Annotated in this window: 19 protein-coding genes; 16 read left to right on the forward strand and 3 right to left on the reverse strand. The window is 28.9% G+C overall.

Going from position 1 to position 16,046, the window contains the following annotated elements:
* Positions 1-21 precede the first annotated feature (21 nt).
* The 15 genes from B3J31_RS15995 (at position 22) to B3J31_RS16065 (ending at position 11,179) form a co-directional block, all read left to right on the forward strand.
* The gene (locus B3J31_RS15995) at positions 22-1,266 is read left to right on the forward strand and encodes a phage portal protein (RefSeq protein ID WP_346874244.1); all 1,245 of its coding nucleotides are present in this window, start codon (positions 22-24) and stop codon (positions 1,264-1,266) included.
* Complete coding sequence (locus tag B3J31_RS16000; RefSeq protein ID WP_346874226.1) at positions 1,259-2,134, forward strand: minor capsid protein; 876 nt, start codon at positions 1,259-1,261, stop codon at positions 2,132-2,134. The genes B3J31_RS15995 and B3J31_RS16000 overlap by 8 nt, the downstream gene beginning before the upstream one ends.
* Before the next feature lie 72 nt (positions 2,135-2,206).
* Positions 2,207-2,851, forward strand: coding sequence for a DUF4355 domain-containing protein (locus B3J31_RS16005; protein ID WP_346874227.1), 645 nt, complete (start codon positions 2,207-2,209; stop codon positions 2,849-2,851).
* Between the two features lie 124 nt (positions 2,852-2,975).
* On the forward strand, positions 2,976-3,785 hold the full coding sequence (locus B3J31_RS16010; RefSeq protein WP_346874228.1) for a hypothetical protein: 810 nt from the start codon (positions 2,976-2,978) through the stop codon (positions 3,783-3,785).
* 63 nt (positions 3,786-3,848) lie between these two features.
* Positions 3,849-4,208 (forward strand): phage head-tail connector protein, encoded by a 360-nt coding sequence (locus B3J31_RS16015; protein WP_346874229.1) that lies wholly within the window; start codon positions 3,849-3,851, stop codon positions 4,206-4,208.
* A complete protein-coding gene (locus B3J31_RS16020) occupies positions 4,208-4,510 on the forward strand; it encodes a hypothetical protein (protein ID WP_346874230.1) in 303 nt (100 codons plus the stop codon). Before B3J31_RS16015 ends, B3J31_RS16020 begins: the two co-directional genes overlap by 1 nt.
* Positions 4,511-4,518: 8 nt before the next feature.
* Complete coding sequence (locus B3J31_RS16025; protein ID WP_346874231.1) at positions 4,519-4,845, forward strand: HK97 gp10 family phage protein; 327 nt, start codon at positions 4,519-4,521, stop codon at positions 4,843-4,845.
* Complete coding sequence (locus B3J31_RS16030; RefSeq protein ID WP_346874232.1) at positions 4,845-5,222, forward strand: hypothetical protein; 378 nt, start codon at positions 4,845-4,847, stop codon at positions 5,220-5,222. Before B3J31_RS16025 ends, B3J31_RS16030 begins: the two co-directional genes overlap by 1 nt.
* Before the next feature lie 19 nt (positions 5,223-5,241).
* A complete protein-coding gene (locus B3J31_RS16035) occupies positions 5,242-5,787 on the forward strand; it encodes a hypothetical protein (RefSeq protein WP_346874233.1) in 546 nt (181 codons plus the stop codon).
* A gap of 18 nt (positions 5,788-5,805) precedes the next feature.
* Positions 5,806-6,135: a hypothetical protein gene (locus B3J31_RS16040; RefSeq protein WP_346874234.1), complete on the forward strand. Its 330-nt coding sequence runs from the start codon at positions 5,806-5,808 to the stop codon at positions 6,133-6,135.
* Between the two features lie 2 nt (positions 6,136-6,137).
* A complete protein-coding gene (locus tag B3J31_RS16045; protein WP_346874235.1) occupies positions 6,138-6,419 on the forward strand; it encodes a hypothetical protein in 282 nt (93 codons plus the stop codon).
* 70 nt (positions 6,420-6,489) lie between these two features.
* Positions 6,490-8,799, forward strand: coding sequence for a phage tail tape measure protein (locus B3J31_RS16050; protein ID WP_346874236.1), 2,310 nt, complete (start codon positions 6,490-6,492; stop codon positions 8,797-8,799).
* Between the two features lie 13 nt (positions 8,800-8,812).
* Positions 8,813-9,091 carry a hypothetical protein gene (locus B3J31_RS16055; protein WP_346874237.1) on the forward strand — a complete coding sequence of 93 codons (279 nt, stop codon included), beginning with the start codon at positions 8,813-8,815 and terminating at the stop codon, positions 9,089-9,091.
* 16 nt (positions 9,092-9,107) lie between these two features.
* Positions 9,108-9,308 (forward strand): BhlA/UviB family holin-like peptide, encoded by a 201-nt coding sequence (locus B3J31_RS16060; RefSeq protein ID WP_346874238.1) that lies wholly within the window; start codon positions 9,108-9,110, stop codon positions 9,306-9,308.
* A 191-nt stretch (positions 9,309-9,499) separates the two neighbouring features.
* Positions 9,500-11,179, forward strand: a complete 1,680-nt coding sequence (locus tag B3J31_RS16065) for a recombinase family protein (RefSeq protein WP_346874239.1) — start codon at positions 9,500-9,502, stop codon at positions 11,177-11,179.
* 43 nt (positions 11,180-11,222) lie between these two features.
* Here the strand turns inward: B3J31_RS16065 and B3J31_RS16070 are convergent, their stop codons facing one another.
* Positions 11,223-11,609, reverse strand: coding sequence for a hypothetical protein (locus tag B3J31_RS16070; protein WP_346874240.1), 387 nt, complete (start codon positions 11,607-11,609; stop codon positions 11,223-11,225).
* Between the two features lie 38 nt (positions 11,610-11,647).
* The gene (locus B3J31_RS16075; protein WP_346868019.1) at positions 11,648-12,262 is read right to left on the reverse strand and encodes a 3'-5' exonuclease; all 615 of its coding nucleotides are present in this window, start codon (positions 12,260-12,262) and stop codon (positions 11,648-11,650) included.
* 435 nt (positions 12,263-12,697) lie between these two features.
* Between B3J31_RS16075 and B3J31_RS16080 the strand changes: the two genes are divergently transcribed.
* Positions 12,698-14,590 (forward strand): glutamine synthetase, encoded by a 1,893-nt coding sequence (locus B3J31_RS16080; RefSeq protein ID WP_346868018.1) that lies wholly within the window; start codon positions 12,698-12,700, stop codon positions 14,588-14,590.
* 71 nt (positions 14,591-14,661) lie between these two features.
* Here the strand turns inward: B3J31_RS16080 and B3J31_RS16085 are convergent, their stop codons facing one another.
* Complete coding sequence (locus tag B3J31_RS16085) at positions 14,662-16,014, reverse strand: solute carrier family 23 protein (protein ID WP_150842399.1); 1,353 nt, start codon at positions 16,012-16,014, stop codon at positions 14,662-14,664.
* Positions 16,015-16,046: the final 32 nt, after the last annotated feature.

Genomic DNA, 16,046 nt, shown 5'->3' on the forward strand with positions numbered 1-16,046 from the left:
GAGATTAAAATAGATAAAAAAATATTACAATTATGTGTAGATGCTTATAATAAGAAACTTCCACAATATAAGAAGATGGAACAATATTATAGCGGAGTAACTGATATGAGAAATAAATATATAAAGACAGATAGAGCCAATAACATAGTAGAACCTAATTTCATGAAACAGTTCATAAATGAAGAATTAAGCTATCTGCTAGGCAATAAAATAACTTATATATCTAAGACTTCTAACACAGAATCCATAGAAGATATAAAAAGAAATTTATATAATTGGAGTAATAACCATGATAAAGAATTAATGAAAGCAGCTTTAATTTTTGGTGAATCTTATGAACTATATTATATAGATAATAATGTAAGATTTAGCAGTAGAATATGTACACCTTTAAATTCTTATATATATTATGACGAAAATGGTGAAGTTGAAGCCTTCTTATATTTCTATAAAAAGTTATTCGATGATACATTATACATGAATTTATGGGAAAGTAATACAGTAAAATATTATAATGCAGATACATTAATGTTATTAAGTGAAGAATCTCATATATTTAATTTTGTACCAGTTTCAATTTGTAAAATTGGAGAAAATGAAACTATATTTAATGATATGAAGGGATTACAAGATGCTTATAGTCAAGTTATCTCCGATTTAGTAAACGAGATAGCTGATAATAGAAATGCTTTCTTAATATTTGATGGAGAAGTACCAACAAATGAAGAATTAACGAAAATGAAGAAATATGGTGCGATTGGTGGAGGAGTTGGAGTAAGTTGGTTGATTAAAAATATAAACGATTCCTTTGTACAAAATATGTTAATCACTTTAGAAAGAGATATGTTAAAGGTAACAAGTCACATAGATTTTCAAGAGAAACTACAAAGTAATTCTTCTTCTTTGGCTTTAAGAACTAGATTAATAAGTTTAGAGAATAAAGTTAAAGGTGAAGCTAGTGCCTTGATAGATGCAATAGAAGATAGAATAGTAGCACTATTTTATTATCTTAAAATTAAAGAAAATAAACAATATGATAACTATGATATAGAACCTAAAATAACATTATCGCTTCCGCAGGATGATATTATGATAGCTCAAATATCTTCACAAATGGGAGATAGAATATCTACAGAAACTTTATTATCTCAATTATCTTTTGTAGATAATCCATTAAATGAGATAAACAAAATTAAGGCTGAAAAAGATTCTGATAGGATAGATTTAGATAACATTCCAGATGATGAAGGTGTTATAAATGAGTAAATCTATTGAAAAAGAAATACTTGATATGTTTGAATTATTAGAAAAACAATGTGATAAATCTATGAAACCTTTATTACAAGCTTATAAAAGAGAATTAAATATAGTTAGAAATGAGATATATACTATTTGGGGTAGATATACACTAAATGGGGAACTTACAATTTCTAATGATATAAAATTAGCTACAATGAGAGATATGGAAAAGAAACTTGTTAAAATGGCTAGTAGGTTGGGTGAACTAGATACAGAAATAACTACAAACATATTAATGCAATTAGGAGAAGAATCTTATTATAGAACTGCTTTTGCAATTGATAAAGCTTGTAAATTTACATCTAGTTTTAGTTTAATAACTAAAGAGCTTATAGAATCTATTGTATTTATGCCTTATAAAGAAGAAATGTTTTCTAGTCGCATATGGAAAAATAAAGAATTACTTGTTAATAGGATTAGAGATATTATAGAAACTGGCATTATTCAAGGTAAAAATTCTGATAAAATAGCTAGATTAGTTGCTAAAGAGTTTGGATCTAGTGCCTATGATTCTAAAAGACTTATAAGAACTGAAATGGCTAGAGTTACAGCAGAAACACAAGATAAAATATATAAGAATAGCAATGTAGTTAGTAAAGTAATGTATGTTGCTACATTAGATGGAAAAACGTGTAGTAGATGTAGAAAATACGATGGACAAATATTCGATAAAAACGGAGATTATCCTAGGATTCCATTACATCCAATGACTAGAAGTAGATATATAGGAATTGTAGACGGTTATATTCCTACTACTAGAATAAATAACGAAACTAAAGAAACTATAGAATATAAAACTTATAAAGAATGGTATAAAGCAAAAGTAGAGCCTTAATAGGCTTTTTATTATGTAAAAATTTAATGACTTTGAGGGCAAGAACTTCAAGGGCGAAAGGAGATTTTATAAATGTTAAAAAATGAATTATTAAAATTAATAAAAGAAATTCCAGACGATGGAGAGGTACTTGATAGTTTAAAAGGTATAGAAGGATTAGCTAATTCTTCTATAGATTATAGTAAATTAACTATAGAAGATTATAAAAATATTCTCGAGAATAATAAAGAAATAAAAGGATATTGGACTAGTGAAAAAGATAGTGTAATATCTAAGGCTATAGATTCTCACGATAAGAAATTTATGGCTGAAAAGTTACCTAAGTTGGTAGAAGACGAACTAAAGAAAAAGAGTAATGAAGGTTTAACTGAGGAACAAATACAGTTAAAAGAATTACAAAAACAAATAGAAACTATGAAGTTTGAAAAACAAAGGGCAGAGTTATCTAGTAAATATTCTAAAACTTTGGCTGAGAAGAAACTACCATCTGATTTGATAGATTTTGTTTTATCCGATAATGAAGAAGTTATTAATAGTAATATTACTAAGTTTGAAGATATGATGAAATCTTATGTAGATGGACAAGTGAACGAAAGATTAAAAGGTAGTCCGAAGCCGCCTAAGAGTAGCAGTAATAATTTAGGTGGAAAGATTGCATGGGAAGAAGTATTAGAAAATCCTAATTTATATGAAAAATATGTAATACAAGAAGGCTAATTAATTTTAGAGTGAAATGATATATCTCTTTATTAATTAGTTTTTTATTATGTCTTTTTACAAGTTTGAATTAGACGTTAAAGAAAAAGAACTACTATAAAAAAGAAAAGGTAGGTAATTATATATGGCAATTACAAGTTTTATCCCTTCAATTTGGGAACAATCTCTTATAACAAATTTTAGAGGAGTTTCTGTAGCAAATTTAATAACAACTCCACCAACAAAAGTAGAAGGTGGAAAGGCTATATTTAACCAAGTTTCTGGTGGAACTATAAAAGATTATACAGGAAGCGTAGATTATGATTCTATTACAACAGCTCCAAAAGAAGTTGTATATGACAAAAAGAAATATTTTGCAATAACTCTTGATGATGTTGACAGAGTACAAGCGGCAGGAGAATTATTAAATCCAGTGGTTAAAGAAAAAGCTTTAGATTTAAAAGAAGTTGTTGATGCTGATGTATTTGCAAAAGCTATATCAGTATGTCCAACAGGAAATAAAATAGGTACAACAGCGGCAAAAATTGATTTAAATACTAAGAAGGTATATGACCTTATAGTAGATTTAGGAGTTAAACTTTCAAAAAAGAAAGTACCTAATTCAAATAGATTCGTATTAGCATCTAGTGAATATGTACAAGAATTAGCTAAAGACCCTAGATTTACAAGTAATTTTACAATACTAGAAAATGGAATAGTTCAAGGGGCTTCTGTGAATGGAATGACAGTAGTTCAAACAGAAGATTTACCTGCAAATACAATTCTATGTTTACATAAATCTGCCTTAGGATTTGGTATGGAAATTGACGATGTAGAAGCTTTAAGACTTCAAACTTCTTTTGCTGATGCTGTAAGAGGATTAGAGGTTTATGGTATTGGAGATTTAAGACCAGATGGTATAGCTATGGCTTATGTAGAATTTAAAACAGTATAAATAATATAAAGGTAGGGGATTAATCTCCTACCCTATCTTTTAAATAGAGAGGAGATTGATAAAATGGATGAATTAGAATTAATAGAATTTAAGAGTAATATTATTAGAGATATAAAAGTGCTACTTGATATTGTTGACATTAGTAAAGATAATATTTTAAATATCTATATTAATAGTGCTTATGATGTTATACATTCTTATTGTAATTATAATGAAGATGAAATATTAAGTAATAAATTAAGTGTAGCAGTTTTGAACCTTGCTTTATTAAATTATAGGAGTAAAGGTAAAGAAAATGTTACTCAGGAAAGCCAGGGTAGTAGAAGTAGAACTTATAAAACAGTTGGTACATATGTATCGCAACTACCGAGTGAAATTGAGGTATTATGTAAACCTTATAGAAAGATTAAGGTGATGCGATAATGTTTTATGATTATGAAGTAGAATTATGGAAAAAAGGTGAAACCATAATAAATGATTATGGAGTACCTATAACAAGTAAACCTACACTAATTAAGACCATAAAATGTGATATTCAACCTACTTCTAAAGAACTATTACAAAGGGAATATGGAATAGATGAAGTATGTACCAAGAGAATGTTTTCTGATAGTGATACATCTATTACTAATGATAAGATTATAAGATTTAAGAATGAGGATTATTCTATAAGTGCTTTAATCGAATGGGAAGATTATTATGATATCTTTCTTAATAGACTGTAGGTGATATTTTGAGTTTTAAGAAGAAAGTAAATATTGATGTTAATAAGTTAAGTGAAGATATATTATCTGCTATACGTGATGGAGTAGATGAAATATGTACTATAGTTGAAGCTGATGCAGTTTTAGAATGTCCAGTTGATACAGGAACTTTAAGAGATTCTATCTCACACGAGGTAGAAAATGATGATGGTAATGTTACTGGAACGGTTGGAACTAACGTGGAATATGCTTATTGGGCAGATAGAAAAAAACCTTATTTAAGTTTAGCTGTCGATAGAAATAAAGCTAACATGGATACTATTATTAGAAAGCATCTCAAAGAGGTGAGTAAATAATGGATATAAGTTTAATTAGAAAATATCTAATTGAAGATACTGAAATTAATAGTTTAGTTGGAAGTAATATATTTCTACTAGAAAAACCTAATGAAATTAACGCAGATGATTTTATTTGTTTACTTTATAAACCTTTGAATGGTGGAGTAGTAAAGAGTTATCAAATTGAAGTTAGGTTGTTTAGTAAAGATATTATGAAGTTAATGAAATTAGAAAAATCAGTTATTGATAGATTAGATTGGACAAGACAACAAAATATAAGTAATAGTAATTCTATTATTTATGATTGTGAATTATTAAATGGTGGAGGAACTATAAAAGATAGTGAAACAGGAGTTATCGAAACCCTGTTATTTTTTATGCTTAAAACAAAATAAAGAAAGTGAGGAATTAATTATGGCATATGGAACAAAAAAAGATAGTGACCCAATTATCTTAGGTAGTGGAGAATTATATTTAGGAATAGTTCCTAATATAGAAACTGCAACAGAAACAGAAATTGCACCATTATTAGATAATGTAGGAGCAATAGAGGGTGGTGCTAGTTTAACATATAAACCATCTTTTAAAGATGTAGAGAGTGATAATAGAGGAACAATTGCAAAATTTCTAAGTAAGGAAGAAGTTACTTTTAAAACAGGGGTAATAACATGGGACTTAAATAATCTAAAAATGTTATGTCCTGCTACTGTAACAGAAGATGTATCTAAGAACACTAAAACTATGGTTATTGGTGGACAAGGTGCAATACCAGTAAACTACCTAAGATTTGTACATACTAAAAAAGATGGTAAGAAATTAACCATTAATATATATAAAGCTAGTGCCGATGGTGGGTTTGAATTTAATTTTGATAGTGAGAAACCATTATCTGTAAATTATGAATTTACCGCATTAGCGAAAAATGATGGAAGTTTGGTAGAAATAGTAGAAGAAATGTAGATAAAAGGAGAGATATAAATGAGTAAAATAATTGATTTAGGAACTATAGTAAAAGAGCCTTTAGTATTTCAAAATTGTCCAGATGGAAAAACATATAATATACCTGGTGGAATAAGTACCGAATTTGTATTGCAAATACAAAAAATGCAAACTGACTTAAATGGATTAACAGAAGGAGAAAGTGTAGACAAACTATTTGATATCCTTGTTATAATTCTTAACTTAGATAAAGAAAAGAACGTAGATAAAGAATATGTAAAAATGCACTTTGATAATATTAGACTAATTAATGCTATTGTAAATTCTGTTATGGAGCATATTAACGAAATTGCAAATGACCCAAACTAATAATGCCTTCACTTCCCAACAGTGGTAGTGGTGGGAATATAGAAGGTGATAATATTGAAATTATGAAAAATGTGGCTTATCTGATTAAAAATAGCGGTATGGGATATAGAGAAGTTATAGAACTTCCCTATCAAGTATTTCTAAGTCTTTTGAAGCAATTCATGATTTTCGAATTAGAATCTAGTGAAGAAGGCAGAGAATATTTACAACAATGTAAGATATTAAATACCAAAGATGCAGATTTGACAAGAATTAGAAAATTAAAAAATAAATTAGAAAATTAAGAATGAGGGTGTAAGACTGCACAGTTGTGGTTTTATACCCTTTTTTTATTCTTAGAAAGGAGGTAGTAATATGGCAGGAACAATAAATTTAGCCGAGTATAGTTTTTCAGTAACCGTAGATGGAGATAGAGTAAAACAAGATTTTAAAAATATAGAAAAACAAGCTGATACATCTGCAAATGGAATAATAAATAGTTTTTCTAAAAGTATGAATAAGTTGCAAGATAAATTCAGTGGATTAAATAAATTAGCTGACGGTATTGGAAATTTAGGTAAGGGATTAACCGTAGGATTAACAGTTCCCATTGTTGGACTAGGAACTGCGGCAACAAATTTAGCAAGTGATTTTAATGAATCTCTTAATAAAGTTGGTGTAGCCTTCGGTGATAATGCTAAAGATGTAGAACAATGGAGTAAGACAACATTAAATAAATTTGGTATAGCACAGGGTACTGCTTTAGATGTAAGTAGTACATTTGGAGATATGGCAACTTCCATGGGATTAAATACTAAAGAAGCAAGTACAATGGCTATGTCCATGACAGGTTTAGCAGGAGATTTATCTTCTTTCAAAAACATAGGAGTAGACCAAGCCATGACAGCTTTAAATGGTGTATTTACAGGAGAAACTGAGAGCTTAAAAACTTTAGGAATTGTAATGACTCAAACTAATTTAGATGCCTTTGCCTTAGCAAATGGATTTGGTAAAACTACTAAAGAAATGACAGAAGCTGAAAAGGTTAATCTAAGATATGCTTATGTTATGAACGCCACTAAAAATGCTCAAGGTGACTTTGCAAATACAAGTGATGGTACTGCGAATAGTATGAGGATTTTTAAAGAGAGTTTAAAACAATTAGGAGCAACAATAGGTCAAAACCTATTACCTATGATTACACCTATCGTTCAGAAATTTACTGACATAGTAATGAAGATAAGTGAGTTAGATAGTGGTACCCAAGAAATGATAGTAAAAATAGGATTGATATTAGCGGCAGTCGGTCCCGTATTATTAGTAGTTAGCAAAGGAATTAAAATATTTACAACTTTACATAGTGCTTTTGGTGCAATAAGTGCAATAGCATCTACAGCAGGTATGTCTTTAACTGCATTTTTAGCTCCAATTGCCTTAGTAGTTGTGGGAGTTGTAGGATTAGCTTTAGCAATATCAACCAACTTTTGTGGAATTAGAGATACTATAGGGGAAGTCATGGAAAGTTGTAAGATAATAGTAACAAGTATTTGGGAATTTATTAAAATGGCATGGGATACTAATTTAATGGGTATAAGAACTCTTACCGAAACTATATTTAATACTATTAAAGATGTATTTAAACTTGCATTAGATGTTATTTCACAAACGTTTTCTATTTTTGCTTCATTGTTCCAAGGTGATTGGGAAGGTGCTTGGAATAAAGTTAAAGAGCTAGGACAAACAATTTTTGAAGGAATTAAAAATATATTTGTAAACTTCTTAACAGGAATAAAAGATTTCTTTGCATCTTGGGGAAAAATATTTGAAAAAGATTGGGGAGATAAATGGAATACTGTAAAATTTCTTTTAGAAGGAGTTTGGGAAGCTATAAGTATAGTTGTAGATACAGCCTTAAATTTTGTAAAAGATATATTTAATGTATTTTCTAAAGCTTTTCATGGAGACTGGAAAGGATGTTGGGAAGCAATTAAGAAATTATTCTTTAATTTATGGGATGGTATTGTTGATTTCTTACTATCTATTTTAGTAACGATTATAAATACAATAATTTCTTGGGGAGTTGATTTATATAAAGGTGGTAAAGAAGCTTTCTCAAAACTATGGAATGGTTGTAAAGAAATATGGGGTAATTTAGTTAAATGGTTTGAAAAAGTAAAAGAAGACCCAGTTGGTACTATTAAATCTATCGGAACTAAAATGTGGAACGCAGGTAAAGAAATATTTAGTTCTGTGTGGGATGGTATGAAGTCAATTTGGGAAAATATTTGTAGTTGGGTAGAAGAGAAGGTAAGTTGGCTGGTTGATAAATTGTCATTTTGGAAAAGTGGGAAAGATGAAATGAATAATAGTGGTGGTAATAGTGGTTATAGCTATGGAAGTTATAACTCTTATGCAATAGGTAATAATAATCTTGCAACAAACGGACTAGCATTATTACACCAAGGCGAAATGGTAATGCCTAGGGACTATAATCCATTTAATTCTAATAAGTTAGCTGAGCAACTAGCTAAACAATTATCTAGTTTTAATAAAAAAACTTCATCAACTTCTAACACTTATCATGTAAATGCTAATTTCCCTAATGCTACAAGTTCAGACGAGATTGAAAAGGCATTGTTAGGACTATCTCAAAAAGCAGAACAAGAATCAACTAGAAGAAGATAAGGTAGGTGATAGTATGTTAAGAGATGAAATTCAGAATGAAATGTTAAAAGCAATAAACATAAAAATTAAAAGTATGATTAGTAATTTATCATTCAACAGATATATTGAGGGTAGAATTGTTAGTATTGATACTACAAATAAAAAATGTACTGTTAAGATTAATGACAACGAAAGTACAATACCTTATAGAGCTGGACTTACATTAGCTATAGGAGACGTTGTTATGATAATGATACCTAATAATAATTTTAGTGCTAAGTTTGTTGATTTAAAAAGACCTAAATATCGATAAGAGAGGAGGTTTTTATATGGAAAGTGAAATAATTAAAATGGTAGTTTCCTATGGTATATTTGCAGTTCTATTCGTTTATTTATTCTTTTATATGTTAAAAGATAGCAAAGTTAGAGAAGTAAAATATCAAGAAATTATTACATCTTTAACGGACAAGTTCGGAGTGATAGAAGAAGTAAAAAAGGATGTAGAAGAAATTAAAAATAAATTAGTTTAATACATATTCAAAGGTGATAAGTAATTAATTTTACTTGTTGCCTTTTTTATTTTAGGTGATTACATAAATATAATTGTCATAATTGTAAAGGTGAAACTAATAATATAATTGTGATTGATTAATATTTGTATACATGGTGCAAACTATATAGTATAATATATTTATTACAATAAGAGGTAAGGTGAGAAATAGTGAAAAAGAAAGCTTGTGTATATGTAAGAGTTAGCACTGACCACATAGAACAAGACCAAAGTTATCAAGCACAAATGACATATTTTAAAGAACATTATTCTGATTATGAGATAATAGAAACTTATGCAGAGAGAGAAAGTGGAACTTCTATAAAAAATAGAACTGAGTTTCAAAGGATGTTAAAAGATGCAGGTTTAGAGCTAGAAGTAAAAAGAGGTAATATTAATATTTATAGTACTAATAAAGAACCTAAATTTAATTATATAATAACTAAGTCTATAAGTAGATTTAGTAGGAATAGTGAAATAAAAGAAGTAATAAGAAAGTTAAAAAATCAAGGTGTGTACATTGTTTTTGATGATATCAATAAAAGTACAGAGTCAGAAGATGATGTATTGCTAGTAGGTATACTTCAACAATTAGCAGAAGAAGAATCTCGCAACAAAAGCAAAATAATTAAATGGGGAAAAAAGAGAAGTGCAGAGCAAAACATAATTCCCATGAACATAATTCCATATGGATATAAAGGGGATATTGAACAAAACAGACTTGAAATAGATGAAAATGAATCTAAAGTAGTAAAATATATATTTGAACTTTATCTAAATGGCAATGGTGGTAGAAAAATTAGAGAAATATTAACGAGCGAAGGATATAGAAATAGAAAAGGTAAAGAGTTCACAGAGAATATGATTTTATATATTATTCAAAATCCAAAATACTGCGGTGTAAATGTAAGAAACAGATATATGAAAAATGATATTTTTAATCAAACTAGCCAAGTTGAGCTATCAGAAGACCAATGGTTAAAAATGAAAAATGAAAGAATAGATATCATAATATCCGAAGAAGATTTTGCTAAAGCACAAGAATTGATAAACGGTAGAAGAAAGAATGGCAGAGGATATAGAGGGTACACCAAAAGCCAATATGCTAATAAAATTAAGTGTGAATGTGGGGGTAATTATATTCACAATATGTACTATAATAAGGATGGCACTAAAAGGGGTATATTCGTGTGTAATAGGCGTAAAAAGCTAGGTAAGGCTAAGAGTGGATGTACTAGTAGAAACATTTTTGAAAGCGAATTAGAAGAGGTTATAGACGAGTATTGCAATGGTAAATATAAAAAAATATTACTTCATGAAATAGATGTAGCTAATAAATATTTAGATAAGAAATTAGCTGAAGTTAAGAAAACAGACATAACTAATATAAAAAAGAAAGCTACCGATATCGAGAATATACTTGAAGAAAATAAAAGAAAAGTAGAAAAATTAATAGATATGCTTTTAGATTCCTCAAATACTAAAGAAGATATAGTAAATAAGAGAATAAATTTGCTAGAGGAAGAAAATAAAAAATTAGAAGAAGAAAAAAGTGAATTAAATATAGTTATAAAAAATAAAGATGATATATTAAATAATATAAACAATTTTAAAAAGCTATTAAAAGAGTTGGAACATGGAACTAAAAATCTAACGACATTAGATAAAAGCGAATTCATAGAAGATATTTTATTTATTCAATTAGATGAAAATAATAATATAGAAATCTATGATAAAATTATAATTAAAGTTAATACTTTGCGTGTATCAGCTAAAAAATGGAATATAAATCAAAATTTAAGTGATAACTATAATGGAATTATAAGAGATTTCAAAGAAAATCAAAAATAAATGATAGCTATTAAAAATTAAGTATGTTAAAATGGAATAAAAACTACTGCACCATGTTAGTAATTACATTAGCACTTCCAGGACCAGTTGCTACAGTTGTAATACCAGCATCTAATGCTTCTTGAAAACATTTGTCCACAGGATTTATTGCATCTATAGCTCTAAGATGAGGTGTAACTGGATCAGTAGCTTCATTTCCATCACTACCTTCAAATCCTAATCCATCTTCCCACATTCCAATATGACAATGAGCATCAATAATACCTGGCATTAAAAAGCCATTTTTCCCATCGATAATTTCTATGTTTTCAGGAATTGTTATGTTTGAACCAAGGTTGCATATTTTGCCATTATCAATTAGTATAACACCATTTTTGATAATTTCATCTTCCGCCATAGTGTGGATAGTAACATTTTTAATAGCTATCATTTAAATCACTCCTAAAATAAAAGTTTTACTTCATAGTATTACTTAAATTGTAACATATTAGTAAAATATTTTGGAGGAATTAATCCAGTTTTTATTCCTTGAATTACTAACATATAAGTACAAGTTGTGTCAAATCTTGCATCATGATAGCCAGATGTCTCACCAAATAGAGAAGTACATTTATTTTGAAGAAAATCTTCCTTAAGGTTTAAAAAGTTTATCACTTCTCCAAGAGAAGGATTTTTTAATAATCCTCTAGAATTAGTAGCTTTACATATTTCTTTATAATATGACATAGTACAAAATGAACCCTTAGGATTAAAAGGAATATCTAAAAATTCTAGTTCGCTTTTTAAAAATTTAATATCAAATTGAACATTGTGTCCAATAATTATATCACTATTGATAAAATCATCTATAAATTCCTCATAAGTATCTTCGAAATATTTTCCATTACTCAGTTCGTAGAGCTTTTCTAAAGAAAAGCCATGTATAGCTTCAGCACTTTCATTCATTTCTTCTACAGTGAAGAAATAATTTTTACCTACTGTTGTTTGAGGTTTTGTGCTAGTATCAACAGTAATATATGATAATTGACATATATTTCCAGGTTTTATACTAGTAGTTTCAGTATCGAAAAATAATAATTTCATAAATGTATTCTCCTTAATTTCTTATATAAACTATATATTTACTAAATTTAGTCAACTTTAGCCAATAAATTAATAGTATAATTCTATTAAAGTTATGTCAATATATTGAGTGATTTTAGAGTTCTATAGTTTGTATAAATTGTATAATTAATAGAAAGAATAATTTGAATGAGAAAAAATATTATAAATATTAAAATATCTAGGTGAATTTTATATTGGGTTAATTATATATTTTACGTAAAGTGAAAAGGTTTAACTTGCAATGTAAAGGATTATATATTAACAAAGTGTAAAAAATTAATATATTATTAATAAAAAGTCGAAAAAAAACTATATATATTAACTTATTGTTAACAAAATTAATTATATTCAATGTTTTTATATTATGCTATAATGCAAATATTGAACACAATTATAAAAGGGGGCTTATATTATATGAGTTTATTATTTGTAATACCTACTAATAAACAAAATAAAGAGGAGTTACTAAAAATACTTCAGCAGCATAAGGAAATAAGATTTGTTTCTCTAGTTGGTATTGACTTTTTAGGTAATGATACAGACGAAAAAATTCCTGTTAAAAATTTCATAGAAGATATTGAGACATTTTTACATGGTACAGCTGTCCAGACTGATGGATCATCTGTAATATTACCGGGAATAGCTACCCTTAATAATGCAAAGGTAGATATGAAGGTTGATTTAACTTGTAATTGGTATGTAGATTATAATTATGATTATATAGATGAAGAAACAAATAAACCAGTAGGAACTATTAGAATGCCATGTCACTTATACCATGAAGATGTTGCCGTAGATTCTAGGCACATACTAAAAAATTCTGTAGATCACTTTAGAGCTTCTATGATGAAGTTATTTGAAGAAAATCCACAATTTTTAACTAACTTTGATATAAACTATGATGAAATAGAGGACGTAAGTATTACAGCAGCTACAGAGTTAGAGTTTTGGGTAAATACTCCAAATGAATTAGCTGAAATAGAAGAATTATCCACTTCCCAAGTATTAAAGGAGCAGTACTGGAAGAGAACTAAGGGGCCTGTAAGAACAGCATTGGAAAAATCTTTAGATTTATTAGCTAAATATGGACTAGAACCAGAAATGGGTCATAAAGAAGTAGGGGGAGTTAAAGCTAAACTATCTGAATCTGGAGTTCTAACTCACATAATGGAACAATTAGAAGTGGATTGGAAGTTTTCTACAGCCCTTCAAACTTGTGATAATGAACTTTTGGTAAGAGGTTTAATAAAAGAAACTTTTAGAAAAAATGGTCTTGAAGTTACATTCCAAGCTAAACCAATTGAAGAAGTAGCAGGAAATGGAGAACATTTACATGTAGGCGTTACTATAAAGCTTAAAAATGGTAAGATGATGAATCTATTCCACAGTTATGCTGAAAAAGACTTTTTAAGTGAAGTAGGATACGGAGCAATAATGGGAGTATTAAAGAATTATGAAGTAATAAATCCCTTTGTTTCTTCAAATTATGATGCATTACAAAGATTAAAACCAGGCTTTGAAGCACCCGTATGTATAGTAACTTCCTTAGGATTTACTAAAGATGTGCCTTCAAGAAATAGAACTATTCTTGTAGGACTAGTGAGAGATGCAATTAATCCAATGGCTACTAGGTTTGAGTTGAGATCACCAAATCCTAATACAAATATTTATTTAGTATTATCTTCAGTTATAATATCTATGGTAGATGGAATAAGCTATGTAGTTACAAATAATAAAAGTAGAGAAGAACTTTTAGCAGAACTTTCTAAAAAACCAGGAGAAAAAACTTCTTACCTAGAGGAAGGTAGATGCTATAGAAGTGAAGAAGATGTATTTGAATTCTATACTGAGGAAGAAAGAGAAGAGTATTTTGGTAAGGCGCCAAGTACTGTATATGAAAATTTATTAGCTTTTGAAGATGAATCTAGGGTACATGTTTTAACTAAAGATGGAGTAATAACTAATAAAGTAATTAAAGGATATAGGGAAGCTGTACTTGAAAGATGGACTACTGAGTTAGAGCATAGAATTCTTCCGAACTATTCTAATGAAATTAGAAACATTAGAAGATCTAATGGCGATGATTTTATGGAGTATGATCTTGAAAAATGGAGTGAAATAAATAAGCTAAGAGAAAAGCTTATGAAAGATAATTATGTAAGTAAAAGCTTATTCACTCAAATGAGAGAAGCAATTAATGATAAAAATTATAAGGAATTATCTGAGTTACAATTAATTGTAGATGAAGATATGAGAATCCTAAGAAGGTTATATATGAATTATAGAAGAAATCTTATGGATATATAGATATACAAAAGGTAATCACTGAAAAATTTTCGGTGATTACCTTTTTAAATTAATGATAACTAAAACATATATTACATAAATATAAGTTTTAGTATAAATATGATGGATAAAATATACATTACTATTGAGATTGGTTTTTTATTTTCTTTCTTACCAAATATATTATTTAATAAGTTTATTAATGTATATGAAAGAACTCCAAGGGTAAGACCATCACCTATACTATAACATAATGGCATTGCAGCTATAGTAATGAATGCAGGGAAGCCTTGAGTAAAATCAGTAAAGTCTATTTTCATAACACTTTCTAGCATCATAAAACCAATCCAAATTAAGCAAGGAGCTGTAGCACAACCAGGTATAGCTATAAATATTGGAGATAGGAACATTGCCAATAAGAATAGAATACCTGTAGTAACAGCTGTTAATCCAGTTCTTCCACCTTCACTAACTCCAGCTGCGCTTTCTACATAAGTAGTAACGGTTGAAACTCCAACTAAAGAACCAAAGGTGGTTCCTATAGCATCTACGAGTAGAGCTTTTCTTGCCATTGGTACATTACCATCTTTATCTAACATATTTGCCTTAGAGCATACACCAACTAAAGTACCAACTGTATCAAAAAAATCTACAAACAAGAAAGTAAGACAAATTGTTATAAAATTAAGAAGAGCCGAACTATTAGTGAATACGGAGAAGTCAAGCTTGAATGCAATTGATTTGATAGATTCATATTTGAATAATCCATTTGGAAGATATATGCCAGCGGCAGTAGCTGCTTCAGGATTTATAACTGCATATATCCAACCGATTATAGAACAAATCAGAATGGACCAAAGCATAGCTCCCTTAATGTTTTTAGAGTTCAAAACAGCTATAATAAGAATGCCAATAACTGCGATTATAGCACCAGGAGCTACCATAGAACCTAGAGATACAAGGGTAGCTTCATTAGACACTACAATACCAGCACCTGTTAAACCTATAAAAGCAATAAAAAGTCCAATACCAGCAGTAACAGCATGCTTCATTGTAAGTGGAATACAATTAACTACAGCTTCACGCACTCTAGTTACAGATAGAATGATGAAAATTATACCTTCTACAAAAACAGCAGTAAGTGCTATTTGCCATGGAACACCCATGGCACCGCATACTGTAAATGCGAAGAAGGCGTTAAGTCCCATACCAGATGCCAGTGCAAAAGGTGCATTAGCATATAGTCCCATGAGTATAGTAGTAAGTCCTGCAGCTAGACATGTAGCAGTTACAAGTGCTCCAGCAGTACCATCACCCATAGCTGTACTAAGGAAGTTAGGATTTACAGCAATAATGTAAGCCATTGTTAGAAAAGTGGTAATTCCAGCAACAATTTCACGCTTTACGTTAGTTCCGTTTTCAGTAAGTTTAAAATACTTGTCCATATAAATCCCCCTAATATTAATAGATATAATTA

Source organism: Clostridium sp. UBA5988, assembly GCF_002435615.1.
GTDB lineage: Bacteria > Bacillota > Clostridia > Clostridiales > Clostridiaceae > Clostridium_J > Clostridium_J sulfidigenes.

Excerpts from the sequence above, each read along its gene's own strand:
- B3J31_RS16000 (WP_346874226.1), top strand. The coding sequence starts at position 1,259 with ATGAGTAAATCTATTGAAAAAGAAATACTTGATATGTTTGAATTATTA.
- B3J31_RS16005 (WP_346874227.1), top strand. The coding sequence starts at position 2,207 with ATGTTAAAAAATGAATTATTAAAATTAATAAAAGAAATTCCAGACGAT.
- B3J31_RS16010 (WP_346874228.1), top strand. The coding sequence starts at position 2,976 with ATGGCAATTACAAGTTTTATCCCTTCAATTTGGGAACAATCTCTTATA.
- B3J31_RS16015 (WP_346874229.1), top strand. The coding sequence starts at position 3,849 with ATGGATGAATTAGAATTAATAGAATTTAAGAGTAATATTATTAGAGAT.
- B3J31_RS16020 (WP_346874230.1), top strand. The coding sequence starts at position 4,208 with ATGTTTTATGATTATGAAGTAGAATTATGGAAAAAAGGTGAAACCATA.
- B3J31_RS16030 (WP_346874232.1), top strand. The coding sequence starts at position 4,845 with ATGGATATAAGTTTAATTAGAAAATATCTAATTGAAGATACTGAAATT.
- B3J31_RS16035 (WP_346874233.1), top strand. The coding sequence starts at position 5,242 with ATGGCATATGGAACAAAAAAAGATAGTGACCCAATTATCTTAGGTAGT.
- B3J31_RS16040 (WP_346874234.1), top strand. The coding sequence starts at position 5,806 with ATGAGTAAAATAATTGATTTAGGAACTATAGTAAAAGAGCCTTTAGTA.
- B3J31_RS16045 (WP_346874235.1), top strand. The coding sequence starts at position 6,138 with ATGCCTTCACTTCCCAACAGTGGTAGTGGTGGGAATATAGAAGGTGAT.
- B3J31_RS16050 (WP_346874236.1), top strand. The coding sequence starts at position 6,490 with ATGGCAGGAACAATAAATTTAGCCGAGTATAGTTTTTCAGTAACCGTA.
- B3J31_RS16055 (WP_346874237.1), top strand. The coding sequence starts at position 8,813 with ATGTTAAGAGATGAAATTCAGAATGAAATGTTAAAAGCAATAAACATA.
- B3J31_RS16060 (WP_346874238.1), top strand. The coding sequence starts at position 9,108 with ATGGAAAGTGAAATAATTAAAATGGTAGTTTCCTATGGTATATTTGCA.
- B3J31_RS16070 (WP_346874240.1), bottom strand. The coding sequence starts at position 11,609 with ATGATAGCTATTAAAAATGTTACTATCCACACTATGGCGGAAGATGAA.
- B3J31_RS16075 (WP_346868019.1), bottom strand. The coding sequence starts at position 12,262 with ATGAAATTATTATTTTTCGATACTGAAACTACTAGTATAAAACCTGGA.
- B3J31_RS16080 (WP_346868018.1), top strand. The coding sequence starts at position 12,698 with ATGAGTTTATTATTTGTAATACCTACTAATAAACAAAATAAAGAGGAG.
- B3J31_RS16085 (WP_150842399.1), bottom strand. The coding sequence starts at position 16,014 with ATGGACAAGTATTTTAAACTTACTGAAAACGGAACTAACGTAAAGCGT.